We start from the raw sequence: 16,759 nt of genomic DNA on the forward strand, positions 1-16,759 counted from the left end.
ATATACAGTAATGGCAAATGCAATAGGGAAATTGCACGCAAGGATGCCGGCCGCGACCCGGCTCCTCAGTGGTTCGGCGCGCCGGTTCGCCGAGGCGCGCTTTGTCTTGCGGGACAATGGCGCGCGCCGGGACAATCTGTTAGCCGAGGAGCATGGCCCTCACTGCCGCCGCTTCCGCCCGCGAGATCCTCACCCGCCTTCACGACGTGATGGCCAAGCGGCTGCCTGCGCAGTCCAAGCTCAATTCGGTGGCGGAGATCATCGGCACCACGCTGGATAGCGAGGTCTGCTCGATCTACCTGCTGCGCGAAGGCGTGCTCGAACTGTTCGCGACGCGCGGCTTGGCGCAGGAAGCGGTGCACGTCACCAAGCTCGCATTGGGCGAGGGTCTGGTCGGCACCATCGCGGCCAATGTCGAGACGTTGAACCTCGACGAGGCGGCGACGCATCCCGACTTCGCCTATCGCCCCGAAACGGGCGAGGAGCGCTTCCACAGCTTCGCCGGCGTGCCGATCATCCGGCGCGAGCGCGCGGTGGGCGTGCTCGCGGTCCAGCATGCCGAGCCGCGGCGCTATGCGGATGTCGAAATCGAGGCGCTGCAGACCGTCGCGATGGTGCTGTCCGAGCTGATCGCCAACGCCGATCTGGTCGACCAGACCGGCGGCGCCACCACGCGCCCGCAATCGACCGCGGCGACGCGATCGACGGGATTCAAGCTGGTCGAGGGCATGGCCGCGGGAGTCGCGGTGTTCCACCAGCCGCGCATCACCATCGAGCATACCGTCGCCGAGGACATCGAGGTCGAGCGCCACCGCGTCTATGCCGCGTTCGACAAGATGCGCGACCAGATCGAGCGCATGGCCAGCCAGGCCGAATTCGGCGGCGGCGGCGAGCATGACGAGGTCCTCGCGACCTACAAAATGTTCGCCTATGACGAAGGCTGGAGCCGGCGGATCAACGAGGCGATCGACTCGGGGCTGACCGCCGAGGCGGCGATCGAACGCGTCCAGCAACGCACCCGGATGCGGATGCGCGAGATCGACGATGCGCTGCTGCGCGACCGGATGCACGATCTGGAGGACCTTTCCAACCGACTGCTCCGCATCGTCTCGGGCCAGCTGGGCACTGCGGCGCAGATGGGCCTGCGGCAGGATTCGATCCTGATCGCGCGCAATCTCGGCCCGGCCGAATTGCTCGAATATGACCGGCGGCGCCTGAAGGGCGTGGTGCTGGAGGAAGGATCGCTGACCGCGCACGTCACCATCGTCGCGCGGGCGATGGGCGTGCCCGTGCTCGGCCGCGTGCGCGACGTGCGGCGGCTGATCGCCGAGGGCGACATGCTGCTGCTCGACACCGCCGAAGAGAGCCTGTTCGTCCGCCCGACCACGGCGATGCAGGAGGCGTTCGAGGCCAAATTGGCGCTCAGCCAGAAGCGCCGCGCCGCCTTCGCGCAGTTGCGCGGCGAAATCCCGATAACCAGTGACGGGCACCGCATCACGGTGATGGTCAATGCCGGCCTGCGCGACGATCTCGCCGCACTGGACCTGACCGGCGCCGACGGGATCGGGCTGTTCCGCACCGAATTCCAGTTCCTCGTCTCGGCGACCCTGCCGCAGCGCGAAGCGCAGAAGCGGTTGTACAAGGACGTGCTGGAGGCCGCAGGCGAGCGCCCGGTGACCTTCCGCACCGTCGATATCGGCGGCGACAAGGCCCTGCCTTATCTCAACCACGACGAGGACGGCAACGAGGAGAACCCGGCGATGGGCTGGCGCGCGCTGCGGCTCGCGCTCGATCGCGACGGCCTGATGAAGGCGCAGGCGCGCGCGCTGATCGAGGCGGGCGCGGGCAAGACGCTCAACATCATGTTCCCGATGGTCTCAGAGCCTTGGGAGTTCGACGCCGCGCGTGACCTGTTCGAGGCGCAGCGCGCATGGCTGGCGGCGCGCGGGCGGAAAATGCCGACCGAGATCCGTTATGGCGCGATGCTCGAAGTACCGGCGCTCGCCGAGGTGCTCGACATCTTGCTGCCGAAGATCGACTTCCTGTCGATCGGCACCAACGATCTCACCCAATTCCTGTTCGCCGCCGATCGCGCGCATCCCAAGCTGGCGCTGCGTTACGACTGGCTGAGCCCGTCGATCCTGCGCTTCCTCAAGCGCGTGGTCGATCACGCGCACGCCGCCGACGTGCCGGTGGCGGTATGCGGCGAGATGGGGGGCGTCCGCTGGAGGCGATGGCGCTGATCGGGCTCGGCATCGACCGGCTTTCGATCACGCCGGCGGCAGTGGGACCGATCAAGGCGATGGTCCGCTCGCTCGACCGCGGCGCGCTGATCGACGTGATGACGCCGTGGCTCGCCGACCCGCGCGCGCCGCTGCGCGACGTGCTCACGGGCTGGGCGAGTGAGCATTCGGTCGAACTCGCCTGATCTTTCGCCAGATTTGCTGCGGCAGCGTTGACAGGCGCAGCGGCGTGAGGGACACCCGCGCAAAGGCGGGAGCACCCAGGGCCGCGAACCCTTCCGCCGGAGGTGAGAATGGAAGGCGAAAACGCCGACAACCCGACGCTTTTCCCCGCCACCGTGGGCGAGAAACTGCGTGCGGCGCGCGAGGCGCAGAAGCTCGAATTGAGCGAGATTGCGAGCCGCACGCGCATTCCGCTACGCCATCTCGAGGCGATCGAGCAGTCGAACTTCTCCAGCCTGCCCTCGTCCACCTATGCGCTCGGTTTCGCCAAGGCCTATGCCCGGGCGATCGGCGCCGACGAAGTCGAACTCGCCCGCGAATTGCGGCTCGAGATCGGCGAGCGGCCGGAGCGCCCCGCGCCGCCCCCGGCCTATGATTTCAACGAGCGCTCGCGCACGCCGCCGAGCGGCATCGTCATCGTCGGCGTGATCGTCGCCGTGCTGGTGCTGATCGGCGTCGGGCTCTGGTATGGCACCGATCTGTTCCGCGGCGGCGCGCCGGACGAGAATGTGATCCCCATTGAAAATACGATCGCCGCCGATCCGGGCAATGCCACGGCACCCGCACCAGCGCCGGTCACCGGCGGGCAAGTGACTTTGGTGGCGACCGACAGTGCGTGGATCCGCGTGACCGATGCGAGCGGCAAACGGCTGTTCGAGAAGGAAATGGCGCCGAACGAGCGCTATGACGTACCGGCCGATGCCGATCGCCCGCGGGTTCGCACCGCCCGGCCCGACCGGATCCAGGTGCTGCTCAACGGCTCGAACGTGCCGCCGCTGGGCACCGGCGTGACGACTGTCGAAGTCGAGGTGAGTGCCGCGGCGCTACAGGCGCGCGGGCAATCCGGCGCGCCAGCGACCCCATCTGCCGCACCCGTGGACGCGCCTGCTGGCAACGCCGCCGCCACGCTTTAAGGCTGGCGACAAGGCACGGCGTGTCGACTATATCATCTGGTTAATTCCCGAAATCAGCACCGGGGGTGTGACGAATGCGTTTTCTGATTGTCGCGGCAGGCCTGACCGCCGCCATTGCAGGGCCGGTCTCCGCCCAGGCCCAGACCACAGCGGTCGAGGGCCGCGTCGACCGGCTCGAGCGCGAGATGCGCGCCGTGCAGCGCAAGGTGTTCCCGGGCGGCGCGGGCCAGACGATCGAACCGCAGATCGTGCCCGACGCCGCCACCACCGAGATGCCAGGCGTCCTTCGGGGAGCCCGGTCGCCGACTTGACCCAGCGCGTCGCCGCGCTCGAGAATCAGGTGCAGTCGCTCACCGGACAGGTCGAGCAGGACGGATATCGGCTCCGCCAGATCGAGGACGGGTTCAGCGCCTATAAGCGCGCGACCGACGCGCGGCTGAAGGCGCTGGAAGACGGCGGCGCGCAGATCGGCGCATCGGGCGCCCCGGTAATCGCACCGGTCGATCTCGGTGAAACCTCCACGCGGCCCACCCGGCCCGCGACCCGCCCGCCCGCCGAAGAGACGCCCGCCGCCAAGCCGACGGGCACCCGCGCGCAGCAGGTCGCGGCGATCCAGAAGCCCAATTCGGGCGATCCGGCCGAGGACGGCTATACCTATGGCTATCGCCTGTGGCAGGCCAAGCTCTATCCCGAGGCGCGCCGCGAACTCGAGGCGGTGGCGACCAAATATCCGGAGCATCGCCGTGCGAGTTTTTCGCAGAACCTGCTCGGCCGCGCCTATCTCGATGCCGGTGCGCCGAGCCTCGCGGCGGTCGCCTTTTACGAGAATTACAAGAAGAACCCGAACGGCGAGCGCGCGCCGGACAGCCTCTATTATCTGGCGCAGGCGCTCACCAAGCTGAAGAAGCCCGCGAGCGAAGTGTGCAAGGTCTATACCGAGCTCGACCAGCTTTACGGCGCGCGGCTGTCGGCGGAGATGAAGAACGGCATCGCCGAGGGACGTGTCGCGCAAAAGTGCAAATGAGCTGACGCCTCCGGCGGAGCTCATCGCGCGCTTCCGGCGCGACCTGGAGGCGATCATCGGACATGCGCCGGATGCGGAGCATAAGCTCGGCGTGGCCGTTTCCGGTGGAGCGGATAGCCTTGCGCTGCTGTTGCTCGCCGCCGCCGCCTATCCGGGACACGTAGTCGCAGCCACAGTCGACCATGGCCTGCGGCCCGAAGCCGCGGAGGAAACGGCATTCGTGCATCGTCTCTGCGAACGCCTCGGCGTACCTCACGACATTCTGACGCGCCCGGACGGCACTCCGCCTGTCGGCAATTTGCAGGAATGGGCGCGCTGGCTACGCTATTTCCTCCTTCAATTCTGGGGCGCATCCGGAACGTTCCGGTCGGACCGGCCATGGCGCGCCGAGTGGGTGGCGGTCGCGCACCAGCAGGATGACGTCGCGGAAACCTTCCTGATGCGGGCGCGGCGGGGCGCCGGCGTGCGCGGGCTGGCGGCAATGCGTCGCACGCGTCCGCTGTGTGAAGGCATTCCGGGGCCCGCACTCGTGCGGCCGCTTCTCGGCTGGAGCCGGACCGAGCTGGCGGATATCGTGGCGACGGCGGGATTGAGCGCGGTTGAAGATGCGTCGAATAGCGATGCCCGCTATGACCGGGCCCGCATGCGCGCGCTCCTTGCGGAAAGCGACGAATTGCCGGCCGCGCGCCTGGCGCTGGCAGCATCCAACCTGCGGCACGCAGAGGATGCACTGAAATGGATTGCCGAACGCGAATGGTCCGCGCGCAGCCGAATCGAGAATCATGAAGTCGTCTGGCTCGACCCGACCGATCTGCCCCACGAACTCCGGCGCCGACTGGCAGAAGAGCGATCGACTACATCCGGTTCGAGTTCGAGCTGGAGACGGAAATCCGCGGCGACAGCCTCGATCGCATCGTCGCCACACTCAACTCCGGAGGCACCGGTACGATTGCGGGGGTGAAAGCCGAGGCCAAACGTGCTGAATGGCGTTTCAGCAAAGCTCCGGCGCGCCGATCACACTGATCGACGTTGTTCCATTGCCATTAACCCGGCGGTGCCTATCTATGACGGGCGAAAGGTATCGAGCTCGATGAACGACAACAACAAGCCGCAGGGTCCCGAAAACGGCGGCGGCAATCCCTGGATGAAGAGCCTCCTGATCTGGGTGGGCATTCTCGCAGCGCTGGCGCTATTCGTGACGATGTTCGATCGTCCGGGCGCGCAGACCGCGGGCGACGCGATGTCCTATTCGGCCTTCCTCGACAAGGTTCAGGCCGGCGAGGTCAAGTCGGTCAACATCGCCGCGGGTTCGGCGGGCACGAGCATGGTCTCGGGCACGCTCTCCAGCGACGCCAAGTTCCGCACCAACGCGCCCAACGATCCGCAACTGATCTCGACGCTGCGCGAGAAGGGCGTCGCGATCAATGCGCGCCCCGAGGAGCAGCCATCGATCTGGTTCTACATCCTCTACCAGTCGCTGCCCTTCCTGCTCTTCCTCGGCATCGCCTTCTTCGTGCTGCGCCAGATGCAGAAGAATTCGGGCTCCGGTGCGATGGGCTTCGGCAAGAGCCGCGCCCGACTGCTGACCCAGAAGGAAGGCAAGGTCACCTTCGACGACGTCGCCGGCATCGACGAGGCGCGCGAGGAACTGCAGGAGATCGTCGAGTTCCTGCGCGATCCGACCAAGTTCGCTCGCCTCGGCGGCAAGATCCCCAAGGGCGCGTTGCTGGTCGGTTCGCCCGGCACCGGCAAGACCCTGCTCGCCCGCGCGATCGCGGGTGAGGCGGGCGTGCCGTTCTTCACCATCTCGGGTTCGGACTTCGTCGAGATGTTCGTCGGCGTCGGCGCGAGCCGTGTCCGCGACATGTTCGAACAGGCCAAGAAATCGGCGCCGTGCATCCTCTTCATCGATGAGATCGACGCGGTCGGCCGTTCGCGCGGCGCGGGCCTGGGCAACCAGAATGACGAGCGCGAGCAGACGCTCAACCAGCTGCTGGTCGAGATGGACGGCTTCGAGGCGAACGAAGGCATCATCATCATCGCGGCGACCAACCGCCCCGACGTGCTCGATCCAGCGCTGCTGCGTCCGGGCCGCTTCGATCGCCAGGTCGTGGTGCCGCGTCCGGACATCGAAGGCCGCGTGAAGATCCTCTCGGTCCACATGAAGAAGGTGCCGCTGGCGCCCGACGTCGATCCCCGCGTCATCGCGCGCGGCACGCCGGGCTTCTCGGGTGCCGACCTGGCGAACCTCGTCAACGAAGCGGCACTGCTGGCGGCACGCCGCGGCAAGCGCCTCGTCGCGATGAGCGAGTTCGAGGACGCCAAGGACAAGGTCATGATGGGCGCCGAGCGCAAGTCGATGCTGATGACCGAGGACGAGAAGCGGATGACCGCCTATCACGAGGCCGGTCACGCCATCGTCGCGATGCACGAGCCGGCTTCGGATCCGATCCACAAGGCGACGATCATCCCGCGCGGCCGCGCGCTGGGCATGGTGATGCGCCTGCCCGAGCGCGACCAGAACTCGATGCACCGCGACCAGATGTATGCGCATCTCTCGATCGCGATGGGCGGCCGCGTCGCCGAGGAGCTGATCTTCGGCTATGACCGCGTGTCTTCCGGTGCTTCGTCGGACATCCAGTCGGCGACGCGTCTCGCGCGCTCGATGGTCACCCGCTGGGGCATGTCCGAGGCGGTCGGTCCGCTCGAATATGCCGAGGATGACCAGAATTATCTGGGCTACGGCATGGCGCGCCCGGCGCAGATGTCGAACGAGACCGCGCAGCTGATCGATGCCGAGATCAAGAAACTGGTCGAGGGCGGGCTCAATCGCGCCAAGCAGGTGCTGACCGACCATGTCGACCAGCTTCACAGCCTCGCCCAGGCGCTGCTCGAATATGAGACGCTGACCGGCGAGGAGATCAAGCGGCTGATCGCCGGCGAGGACATGGGCCGCGAGGATGCCGGTTCGAAGGCGGCGCCGGTCGCCACCGCGGGCACTTCGATCCCCAAGATCCGCAAGCCCAAGGGCCCGTTCGGCAATCCTGCCCCGCAAGGTGCGTGAATTCAGTCGGCGTTAAACCCGTTGCGACTAGCCCTCCCCGAGAAATCGCGGGAGGGCTTTTCATATGCGGCGTCTGACGGCTGTGGTTGCCGTGTTGGTACTGGTATTGCCGAATGCGGCGCAGGCGATGACCGTCGCGCAATTCCTCGCCAAGGCGAAAGCGCTGCAGGCACAGGGGCGCTGGCGTTGCTCTCGCCCGATGCCGAGCTGCTCAAGCGTGAAGTCACCGCGATCCGGACTGCCTATACCGCCGACCTGCGTGCCGCGCGCGCCACCGGCAAGCCCCCGCACAGCTGCCCGCCGGAGACCGGCAAGCCGAAGCTGACACCGAAGCAGATGCTCGCCGAGCTCGAGAAGATCCCGCCGGCGAAGCGGGGATGAGCATGAAGGCAGCGGTCTACGCCTATATGAAGCGGACTTATCCGTGCCGGTGAGGCATCGGCTGCTTCCGGCTGCGGCGATCAGCCTGTTCGCGGCTCCCGTGCAGGCAATGCCGGTCCGCGAATTCATCGCGCGATGGACTGCGGTGGGGAAGCTCGGCGAGATGGCGAAGCTCGATCCCGAGCTGCGGCGGCTCACGAACGAGCTGGAAGCGATCCTCGAGGCCTGGCGTGCCGATGTCGACAAGGCGAAGGCGACGGGGAAACCCATCGCGTGTCCGCCGCCTCCCGGACAGGCAACATTCGATAGCGACAAGCTCATGGCCTATTTCAAGGCGCTGTCGCCGGCCGAGCAGGAAGTCGAACTCAAGGACGGCCTCTACGCCTATCTCAACAAGACCTACCCCTGCCCGATGGTATAGCCACTCAGCCCGTCATCCCCATCGCCACCAGGATCAGCAGGAAGAGCACCAGCACGATCGTGATGAACCAGGTGAGCACCATCGCGCGCAGCACCGCCGACCACCAGCGCAGCTGATAGGCCTGCTTGAGCTGCCGGGTGATGTGGAGGAACGGGATAAACACGCCCGCCGTGCCCAGCCAGCCCGAGGGCACTCCCAATTGCGCCGCCAGCGTGATCACGATGAACAGCAGCGACATGAACGCGATCGAATAGATGATGAAGACCGCGTGGTCGTAGAGCTTGTACTGGCGCTTCCAGAAGAACAGCAGCCAGAGGAACGGCAGCGACAACGGGATCAGCAGCCACGAGAATTTGTAGACGCTCGACTGGAGCTTGTAGATCATCAGCGCGGGGTTTTGCTGCCACTTCTCGATGCCGTGATCGAGCGCGTACCAGCCGGTATGCGCGACATTGACCTCGACCGGATCTTCCTTGAGTGCCTTGGCGGCGCTGTCGAGGTCTTTCAGCCGCGCATCGGCTTCGGCGAGGTCCTTGACCGCGTCCGCGCGGTCATCGGCATCGAGATCGGCGTCCCGGGTCTGGCGCAACGCCTTCTCCCGCTGCTTCTCGACCTGGCCCCGCTCGGTCTTGATCGCCGCGAGCGGATAGGTGTTGACGCCGCGCATGTCGGTCGGGGGTGAAATCCCCGCGAACGAGAACACCGCGAACATCGCGAAGATCGAGAAGAGGAAGATCGCCATCGGCGAGACGAAGCGCGCGCGCTCCCCGCGACATAGCGCCGGGTGAGATCGCCCGGGCGCCATGCGAGCAGCGGCAGCGTACGCCAGAACTTGCCTTCGAAGTGGAACACGCCGTGGACGATCTCGTGCCCGACCGCGCCGAGCGAACGATGGACGTGGCCCGATTGTCCGCAATGATGGCAATGCGCACCGATCAGCGCGGTGCCGCAATTGAGGCACATCCGGTGCCCATGTGGTTGCCCCTCGCCGGCCCGCGGCTCCAGCGCGCGGCCCAGCAATCCTCCGGTGACGATTTCGCCGGCTGCTTCGAATTCCCCATGTGCGACGCCTACCAGCTTGCACCAAGTCGTGCTAGCGGGTGCAGCATGGCCGATGCCGATATCCAGATGCTGATCGCAGACATAGCCGCGCGGGCCCGCACCGCCTCGCGCCGGCTTGCCGCGATGACCAGCGACCAGAAGAGCCGCGCATTGCTCGCGGCCGCAGCAGCGATCCGCGAGGCGAGCGACGCGATCGTCGCGGCCAATGCCGAGGACATGGCCGCGGCCGAAGCCTCGGGGCTGTCGGGTGCGCTGCTCGATCGGCTCCGGCTCGATGCCGGACGCGTCGAGGCGACCGCAGCAGGCGTCGAGGCCGTCGCCCGACTCGACGATCCGGTCGGCAAGGTGATCGAACGCGTCGAGCGCCCCAACGGGCTGGTGCTGACCCGCGTGCGCATCCCGATCGGCGTGATCGGCATCATCTATGAGAGCCGCCCCAACGTCACCGCCGATGCCGGCGCACTCTGTGCGATGTCCGGCAATGCCGCGATCCTGCGCGGCGGCTCGGAAGCGATTCGCAGCAATCGCGCGATCCATGCCGCCCTGGCCAAGGGCCTCGAGGCCGGCGGGATGCCCGCCGATGCGGTCCAGCTCGTCCCGGTCACCGATCGCGCCGCAGTGGGCGCGATACTGACTGCCGAGGGCGCGATCGACATGGTCGTGCCGCGCGGCGGCAAGGGCCTCGTCGCGCGCGTCCAGGCCGAAGCGCGCGTGCCCGTGCTCGCGCATCTCGACGGGCTCAACCACACCTTTATCGACCGTGCCGCCGATCCCGCGATGGCCCGGGAGCTGGCGCTCAACGCCAAGATGCGCCGCACCGGTATCTGCGGCGCGACCGAGACGCTGCTGATCGACCGCGGCTTCGGCGATCCCGCGCCGGTCCTCGCCGCGCTCGCCGATGCCGGCTGCGAGCTGCGCGGCGATGCCGAAATCCAGGCGATCGAGCCGCGGGCGCTGCCGGTGGAATGCGGCGACTGGGACACCGAATATCTCGACGCGATCCTCTCGGTGAAGCTGGTCGACGGCGCCGACGAAGCGATGGCGCATATCGCCGCGCACGGATCGCACCACACCGACGCGATCGTCACCGGGGATGCGGGCACTGCCGAACGCTTCCTCGCGCAAGTCGACAGCGCGATCGTGATGTGGAACGCCTCGACGCAATTCGCCGACGGCGGCGAGTTCGGCCTCGGCGCCGAGATCGGCATCTCCACCGGCCGCCTCCACGCCCGCGGCCCGGTCGCGCTCGAGGGGCTGACGACGTATAAATGGGTGGTGCGCGGGACCGGCCAGGCGCGGCCTTGAACGCGACGTATCACTTGTATACATTCGTTGCATGAAGACTTCGGTTGTCACTGCCCGCCTCGACCCGGAGACGCTCGCCGCCCTGGATCAGCTCGCCGAACATCATGAGCGCTCGCGCGCCTGGCTCGTCGCCAAGGCGGTCACGCGATATGTGAAGGAAGAGAGCGAATTCCTCGCGTTCCTCCAGGAGGGTGAAGACGCCATCGATCGCGGTGACTATGTCACGCACGAAGAGCTCGTCGCGGAAATTCAGGGAATGCGGCAGCGCAAGGACGCTGCTTGAAACGCCTGATCTGGGCGGGGCCGGCGCGCCGCGATCTCTTTCGCATCGCCGCCGACGCGGGTGAACTGGACCGTGATCTCCCGCTCATTCTGCTGGAACGCGTCGAGAAGGCACCGCTGAAGTTGCTTGACTATCCCGGGATGGGAACCCCGCTCGGCAGCACGCGACTGCGCAAATGGCCGGTCCGGAAGACGCCCTTCATCCTCATTTATGCCGAACGTGGCGATACGGTGGAGATTCGACGCGTGCTTCACGCCGCCTCGGACTGGCTTGCGCTCTTTTCATGAAACGCATCGGCCTGCTCGGCGGCTCGTTCAATCCCGCCCATCGCGGACACCGCAAGCTCTCGCTCCATGCAATCCGCGCGCTCGGGCTCGACGAGGTGTGGTGGCTGGTCTCCCCGGCAATCCGCTCAAGGACAAAGCGGGAATGGCGCCGTTCAAGGCGCGCATGGCCTCGGCACAGAGGATGGCGCGCCACGCACCGATCCGCGTCACGGATATCGAGAAGCGGCTCAGGACGCGCTATACCGCCGATACGCTGGATCGGCTGCCGCGCATCTTCCCCAAACATCGCTTCATCTGGCTGATGGGCGCCGACAATCTTGCCCAATTCGATCAATGGGAGCGGTGGCGCGACATTGCGCGACAGGTTCCGATTGCGGTGATTGCACGTCCAGGCTATGATGCACGCGCTCACGCTAGTCCCGCGATGAGTTGGCTGCGGCGCGCTGTGCGGCCCGCAGGCCAGGCGAAGAAATGGACGAGTTGGAGATTGCCGGCCCTCGTGCTGCTGCGCTTTCGCCCCGATCCGACTTCGGCGACCCGCATCCGCGCCGCCGACCCTGCCTGGCACCGGCACTTTCCGAACGCGCGTTCGATATCCATATCGGCGCCGTCCGTGCCGTCTCCACCGTCGCGCACAGACATGTCGCAACCCTGAGGAATTAACTTGGCCACTTCCCCCAATGTGCAGCGCGTCCCCGGTGCCGATGGCGTCGAGGCATTGCATGCACTCGTGATGACTTCGCTCGACGACGATCAGGCGGTCGAAACCGTCTCGATCCCGCTCGCCGGCAAGAGCAGCATCGCCGACTATATGGTCGTCGCCTCCGGGCGCTCGACGCGCCAGGTGGCATCGATGGCGACCAAGCTCGCCGAGAAGATCAAGGCCGAGTTCGGCCGGAGCCCACGCGTCGAAGGCCTGCCCACCGCCGATTGGGTGCTGATCGACGCGGGCGACGTGATCGTCCATCTGTTCCGCCCCGAAGTGCGCACCTTCTACAATCTCGAGCGGATGTGGTCGTTCGGGGAAAACGCAGGGCAGGCGTAGTTTGCGGTTGAAGGCCCGTCCTGCGACCGAAGTCTAATGCTGCTCCACATCGTCGCGCGCGGGCGCATCGGGCGCGGGCCCGAGGCCGAGCTGGTCGAGCGCTATCTGAAGCGCGTCGCGTGGCCGACCAGGATCACCGAGCTTCCCGACACCAGCGGCAGGATGCCCGAACAGGCGCCGGGCACGCGGATCGTCATGCTCGACGAGACCGGTGAAAACCTGCCTTCGCGCGTGCTGGCGGAGAAACTCGGGCGCTGGCGCGACGACGGGGTGCGCGAGACGCGGTTCCTGATCGGCGCGGCGGACGGCTTCGACGATGCCCAGCGCGCGCAGGCCGACCTGCTCGTCTCGTTCGGGCGCGCGACCTGGCCGCATCTGATGGCGCGCGCGATGCTCGCCGAGCAATTGTGGCGCGCCACCTCGATCCTTGCCAATCATCCCTATCACCGCGAAGGGTGAGCCATGGGACCCGCGCGGAGCACCGCCACCGCTGTCGCACTGCTGGCGATGCTCGCCGCGGGAAGCATGGCGGGCGCGCAGCAGTTGCGCGAGCAGCAGGTTCGGCTGACATCGGCGAAAGCGGCCTCCAATGCCGCGCAGGCGCGCGCACAGGCGCTCGAGGCCGCCGCCGCCAACGAGCGCGATCAGGCCCTACAGGCACGCGCGCAGGAAGCCGCAGCCGCCGAACGCATCAAGGCCGCCGAGGCCGACATCATCGCCGCCGAGGCGCGAGATCGCGATCGTCGATCGGCTGCTCGCGGGGCAGCGCAGCCAGGTCGCCGAGCGGCAGGGCCCGGTGGTGCGGCTGATCGCGGCGCTGCAGTCGATGGCGCGCCGCCCCGCGGTGCTCGGGCTCATCCAGCCCGGCTCGACCGAAGACATGGTCCATGTCCGCGCCGTTTTGGGCACCACCATGCCGGTGGTCGAGCGGCGCACCGCCGAAGTCCGCGCCGAACTTGCCCGCGTCCAACAGCTTCGCGCCAATGCCGGGACGGCGGTAAAGAGCCTGCGCGACGGCCGGGCGCGGCTCGAGGCGGAGCGTATCGGGCTGGTCCGGCTCGAGGCCGAGCATCGCGCACGCTCGCAGGAACTGGGCCGGAGCGCGCTGGTCGAATCGGACCGCGCGCTCGCGCTCGGCGAACGTGCGCGCGAGATCGTCGACCAGATGGAGACGCAAGGCGAGGCCGAGCAGATACAGGGGGCATTGCTCGCCCTCCCGGCCCGCTGCCGCGCCCCGATGCCCAATCCTCGCCGACGGCTGCGAAGCGGGTGGCGGCCTATCGCCTGCCGGTGACCGGGCAACTCGTCACCGGCCTTGGCGAGCTCTCCGCCACCGGCGTCCGCGCCCGCGGCCTCACGCTGGCCACCGTTCCCAATGCCCGCGCCATCGCGCCTGCCGGGGGACGCATCGTCTATGCCGGGCCGTTTCGCGCCTATCGCGGCGTGATCATCATCGATCACGGCAATGGCTGGACCTCGCTGATCGCGGGGCTCGGTGGGCTGGCAGTGCGGGTCGGCGATCAGGTTTCGCCGGGTCAGTTGATCGGGCGGGCGCCCGGCGCGGGCGATCCCCGGGTGACGATCGAGCTGCGCCGTCGCGGGCAGCCGATGGACCTCACGCAATTGCTCGACTGACAGGCCGTGGAAATGCCGTTATCCTGCACTAGATTACCACGCTTGTTTCCGTCGAAGGTAGTATGATGCTTCGTCCGCTTCTCCAGGTCACTGCCGCAGTCAGCGCGCTCGCACTCGTCCCCATCGCCTCCGGCGCGATGGCGGGTGTCGACACCAACAGCTACCGCGAGCTCGACACCTTCATGGAAGTCTTCAACCAGGTGAAGGCGAACTATGTCGAGAAGGTCGACGATCAGACACTGATCAAGGGCGCGATCCAGGGCATGCTCGCCGCGCTCGACCCGCATTCAAGCTATGCCGACGGGCTCGATTTCGACAATCTCAAGATCCAGACCGACGGCAATTACGGCGGTCTCGGCCTCACCGTGACGCAGGAAGACGGCGCGGTGAAGGTGATCGCGCCCACCGAGGATACCCCCGCCGCACGCGCGGGCATCAAGTCGGGCGACTTCATCACCCATCTCGACGGCAAGTTCATCGTCGGCGGTAGCCTCGACGAGGCAATCGAGCAGATGCGCGGCCAGCCCGGCACCAAGATCAACCTGACGGTCGTCCGCCCCGGCGCCGACAAGCCGCTCCAGTTCAGCCTCGTGCGCGAGATCATCGTGCAGAAGCCGGTGAAGTGGGAGGTCAAGAACGGCGTCGGCTATATCAACATCAACACCTTCACCGCGCAGACCGGCGCCGACACGATCAAGGCGATCCAGGAATCGACAAGCAGCTCGGCCACAAACCGCTCGGCTATGTCGTCGACCTGCGCGAAAATGGCGGCGGGCTGCTGAGCGAGGCGATCGCGGTCTCCGACGTGTTCCTCGGCCATGGCGAGATCGTCTCGCAGCGCGGCCGCGAGAAGAACGACATCGAGCGTTATTACGCCGAATCGATGGTCCCGGGCGATCTCGCCAAGGGATTGCCGGTGATCGTATTGGTCGATTCGGGCACCGCTTCGGCTTCCGAGATCGTCGCCGGCGCGCTGCAGGATCATCATCGCGGGCTGGTGATGGGCGTACGCAGCTTCGGCAAGGGATCGGTGCAGACCATCCTGCCGATGGGCCAGCGCGCCGCGCTGCGGCTCACCACCGCACGCTATTTCACGCCCTCGGGCCATTCGGTGCAGGAAGGCGGGATCAAGCCCGATCTGCTCGTGCCGCAGATCTCCGATCCCGATTACAAGGATCGCACGGTGATTCGCGAGGCGGACCTTCGGAAGCATTTGATCAACGCCGAGAAGGTCGACGACGCGACGCTCGAGGACGACGCGCGCACCGATCCGCGCTTCGCCCAGACCGCCGAGCAGCTCAAGAAGCAGGGCATCGAGGACTTCCAGCTCCATTATGCGCTGCAGACGATCGCCCGCTCGGGCGGCAAGCCCCAGGTCGCAGTCAAGGGCCGCTGAGGCGTGCGCAAGGACGGGCTCCGCACCGCGCGGCTGATCGCGCTCCTGCTGCCGGCCGCATTGCTGGCCGGGGCGTGGGGATCGCAATTGTTCGGGCTGGTGCCGTGCGAGATGTGCCACTGGCAGCGCTGGCCGCATTATGCCGCGGTGGGTGTCGCGGTGCTGGCCTTCGTGCCGTTGCCGCGTCCGGTGCAGATGCTGCTCGTGCTGTTCGCCGCGGTGCTGATCGCAGTCAGCGGTGCGATCGGCGTGTTCCACGCCGGAGTCGAATATCATTGGTGGCAGGGTATCACCGCGTGCAGCGCGCCGGTGGTCCATGGCGACGCGATGGACATCCTCAACCAGGCACTTCGCCGACCGCTCGTGCGTTGTGACGTACCGCAATGGACACTGTTCGGGATCAGCCTCGCGGGCTTCAACGCGATCCTCTCGCTGGGCGGAGCGGTGACGATCTTCGCGCTGGCGCCGCGAAAGGCGCGGCGATGAGCTGGAAGCCGGGCGATCGCCGCGAGGGCCATGACGCGATGGTCCGCGTCGATCAGGCCGGCGAATATGGCGCGACGCGCATCTATGCGGGGCAACTCGCGGTGATGGGCGATCGCACGCCGATGGCGCGCATGATCAACGGCATGGCCAATCAGGAAGAGCGCCACCGCGCGTTCTTCGACGCGATGATCGCGCGCCGCGGTGTTCGCCCCACCGCGCTGCAACCTTTCTGGAACGTCGCCGGTTTCGCATTGGGTGCCGTTACCGCAGCGATCGGTCCGTCCGCCGCAATGGCCTGTACCGCGGCGATCGAAACCGAGATCGACCTGCATTACCAGCGCCAGCTCGCGGAGTTGGGCGACGGCGATCCCGAATTGCGCGATGCCGTGGCGCAGTTTCGCGACGAGGAGATCGAGCATCGCGACACTGCGATCGCATCGGGCGCCGAGAATGCAGTGGCCTATCCCTTGCTCTCGGGATTGATCCGGATGGGCTGCCGCGCGGCCATTGCAGTATCGAAACGGATATGACAGGCCGGGTCAGGCGTTGAGGCGCCAGGACAGGCGCGAGGAGACAGCATGATGCTCAAGCGGATCGTGATCGTGGCGGGGCTCGCCGCAGCGCCCCTGCTGGTACCGGCCGCGCAGGCGCAGAATGCCGTGCAGAACGGCGTGCTGGTCATCTATGGCGACGACAAATGCCCGACCAACGACAATGGCGACGAGATCGTCGTGTGCCAGCGGCTCGACGAGGGCGAGCGCTTCCGCATTCCGCAAACGCTGCGCGACCAATCGGTCCGCCCGCAGATACGCGAGAGCTGGGCCGTACGTTCGGAGGACGCGCTGGATACGGGCCGGACGGGCGGCGTCGGCAGCTGTTCGACGGTGGGCCCCGGCGGCTCCACCGGATGCTTCGTGCGCCAGGCCACCCGCGCGCGCGCCGAGACGCGGGCGCGTCGGGAAGAAGCCTCGAACCTGCCGCTGCCCTGAAC

Annotated in this window: 19 protein-coding genes and 3 pseudogenes; 20 read left to right on the forward strand and 2 right to left on the reverse strand. The window is 67.0% G+C overall.

What is annotated here, in order from left to right; genetic code table 11:
• The first annotated feature begins 152 nt into the window (after window positions 1–152).
• From ptsP to PIB19_RS13720, 8 genes and pseudogenes are all read left to right on the forward strand, one after another.
• Window positions 153–2,428, forward strand: a pseudogene (ptsP, locus tag PIB19_RS13690) (phosphoenolpyruvate--protein phosphotransferase).
• 108 nt (window positions 2,429–2,536) lie between these two features.
• Window positions 2,537–3,379, forward strand: coding sequence for a helix-turn-helix domain-containing protein (locus tag PIB19_RS13695; protein ID WP_271237817.1), 843 nt, complete (start codon window positions 2,537–2,539; stop codon window positions 3,377–3,379).
• 74 nt (window positions 3,380–3,453) lie between these two features.
• Window positions 3,454–3,690 carry a hypothetical protein gene (locus PIB19_RS23095; protein WP_336297146.1) on the forward strand — a complete coding sequence of 79 codons (237 nt, stop codon included), beginning with the start codon at window positions 3,454–3,456 and terminating at the stop codon, window positions 3,688–3,690.
• Window positions 3,687–4,403 (forward strand): tetratricopeptide repeat protein, encoded by a 717-nt coding sequence (locus PIB19_RS13700; RefSeq protein WP_336297147.1) that lies wholly within the window; start codon window positions 3,687–3,689, stop codon window positions 4,401–4,403. The genes PIB19_RS23095 and PIB19_RS13700 overlap by 4 nt, the downstream gene beginning before the upstream one ends.
• Window positions 4,381–5,364, forward strand: coding sequence for a tRNA lysidine(34) synthetase TilS (gene tilS, locus PIB19_RS13705; protein WP_271237818.1), 984 nt, complete (start codon window positions 4,381–4,383; stop codon window positions 5,362–5,364). The genes PIB19_RS13700 and tilS overlap by 23 nt, the downstream gene beginning before the upstream one ends.
• Before the next feature lie 129 nt (window positions 5,365–5,493).
• Window positions 5,494–7,467 (forward strand): ATP-dependent zinc metalloprotease FtsH, encoded by a 1,974-nt coding sequence (gene ftsH, locus PIB19_RS13710; RefSeq protein ID WP_271237819.1) that lies wholly within the window; start codon window positions 5,494–5,496, stop codon window positions 7,465–7,467.
• A gap of 186 nt (window positions 7,468–7,653) precedes the next feature.
• Window positions 7,654–7,848: a hypothetical protein gene (locus PIB19_RS13715; RefSeq protein ID WP_271237820.1), complete on the forward strand. Its 195-nt coding sequence runs from the start codon at window positions 7,654–7,656 to the stop codon at window positions 7,846–7,848.
• 43 nt (window positions 7,849–7,891) lie between these two features.
• Window positions 7,892–8,269 carry a hypothetical protein gene (locus PIB19_RS13720; protein ID WP_271237821.1) on the forward strand — a complete coding sequence of 126 codons (378 nt, stop codon included), beginning with the start codon at window positions 7,892–7,894 and terminating at the stop codon, window positions 8,267–8,269.
• Window positions 8,270–8,273: 4 nt separating this feature from the next.
• On the opposite strand, the gene PIB19_RS13725 is transcribed toward PIB19_RS13720, so the two are convergent.
• Both PIB19_RS13725 and PIB19_RS23720 read right to left on the reverse strand, forming a co-directional pair.
• Entirely contained in the window at window positions 8,274–8,858 is a 585-nt protein-coding gene (locus tag PIB19_RS13725; RefSeq protein ID WP_443018613.1) for a hypothetical protein, read from the reverse strand.
• Complete coding sequence (locus tag PIB19_RS23720) at window positions 8,774–9,232, reverse strand: DUF3667 domain-containing protein (RefSeq protein WP_443018614.1); 459 nt, start codon at window positions 9,230–9,232, stop codon at window positions 8,774–8,776. The genes PIB19_RS13725 and PIB19_RS23720 overlap by 85 nt, the downstream gene beginning before the upstream one ends.
• A 144-nt stretch (window positions 9,233–9,376) precedes the next feature.
• On the opposite strand from PIB19_RS23720, the gene PIB19_RS13730 reads away from it, so the two are divergent.
• From PIB19_RS13730 to PIB19_RS13785, 12 genes and pseudogenes are all read left to right on the forward strand, one after another.
• Complete coding sequence (locus PIB19_RS13730; RefSeq protein WP_271240987.1) at window positions 9,377–10,636, forward strand: glutamate-5-semialdehyde dehydrogenase; 1,260 nt, start codon at window positions 9,377–9,379, stop codon at window positions 10,634–10,636.
• A gap of 31 nt (window positions 10,637–10,667) precedes the next feature.
• Window positions 10,668–10,919, forward strand: coding sequence for a CopG family ribbon-helix-helix protein (locus PIB19_RS13735; RefSeq protein WP_271237823.1), 252 nt, complete (start codon window positions 10,668–10,670; stop codon window positions 10,917–10,919).
• Window positions 10,916–11,206 (forward strand): type II toxin-antitoxin system RelE/ParE family toxin, encoded by a 291-nt coding sequence (locus tag PIB19_RS13740; RefSeq protein WP_271237824.1) that lies wholly within the window; start codon window positions 10,916–10,918, stop codon window positions 11,204–11,206. Before PIB19_RS13735 ends, PIB19_RS13740 begins: the two co-directional genes overlap by 4 nt.
• Window positions 11,203–11,861: pseudogene (locus PIB19_RS13745) on the forward strand (nicotinate-nucleotide adenylyltransferase). The gene PIB19_RS13740 and the pseudogene PIB19_RS13745 overlap by 4 nt, the downstream one beginning before the upstream one ends.
• Before the next feature lie 78 nt (window positions 11,862–11,939).
• Entirely contained in the window at window positions 11,940–12,251 is a 312-nt protein-coding gene (gene rsfS, locus PIB19_RS13750) for a ribosome silencing factor (protein ID WP_156022401.1), read from the forward strand.
• 36 nt (window positions 12,252–12,287) lie between these two features.
• Complete coding sequence (locus PIB19_RS13755) at window positions 12,288–12,710, forward strand: 23S rRNA (pseudouridine(1915)-N(3))-methyltransferase RlmH (protein ID WP_271237825.1); 423 nt, start codon at window positions 12,288–12,290, stop codon at window positions 12,708–12,710.
• 130 nt (window positions 12,711–12,840) lie between these two features.
• Window positions 12,841–13,545 carry a hypothetical protein gene (locus PIB19_RS13760; RefSeq protein WP_271237826.1) on the forward strand — a complete coding sequence of 235 codons (705 nt, stop codon included), beginning with the start codon at window positions 12,841–12,843 and terminating at the stop codon, window positions 13,543–13,545.
• Window positions 13,542–13,886: a murein hydrolase activator EnvC family protein gene (locus PIB19_RS13765; RefSeq protein ID WP_271237827.1), complete on the forward strand. Its 345-nt coding sequence runs from the start codon at window positions 13,542–13,544 to the stop codon at window positions 13,884–13,886. The genes PIB19_RS13760 and PIB19_RS13765 overlap by 4 nt, the downstream gene beginning before the upstream one ends.
• A 65-nt stretch (window positions 13,887–13,951) precedes the next feature.
• Window positions 13,952–15,282: pseudogene (locus tag PIB19_RS13770) on the forward strand (S41 family peptidase).
• Window positions 15,283–15,285: 3 nt separating this feature from the next.
• Window positions 15,286–15,768 (forward strand): disulfide bond formation protein B, encoded by a 483-nt coding sequence (locus PIB19_RS13775; RefSeq protein WP_271237828.1) that lies wholly within the window; start codon window positions 15,286–15,288, stop codon window positions 15,766–15,768.
• Window positions 15,765–16,298: a demethoxyubiquinone hydroxylase family protein gene (locus PIB19_RS13780; RefSeq protein ID WP_056609989.1), complete on the forward strand. Its 534-nt coding sequence runs from the start codon at window positions 15,765–15,767 to the stop codon at window positions 16,296–16,298. Before PIB19_RS13775 ends, PIB19_RS13780 begins: the two co-directional genes overlap by 4 nt.
• 48 nt (window positions 16,299–16,346) lie before the next feature.
• Window positions 16,347–16,757: a hypothetical protein gene (locus tag PIB19_RS13785; RefSeq protein ID WP_271237829.1), complete on the forward strand. Its 411-nt coding sequence runs from the start codon at window positions 16,347–16,349 to the stop codon at window positions 16,755–16,757.
• Window positions 16,758–16,759 lie beyond the last annotated feature (2 nt).

Origin of the sequence: Sphingomonas sp. 7/4-4 (assembly GCF_027941955.1) — a bacterium.
GTDB lineage: Bacteria > Pseudomonadota > Alphaproteobacteria > Sphingomonadales > Sphingomonadaceae > Sphingomonas.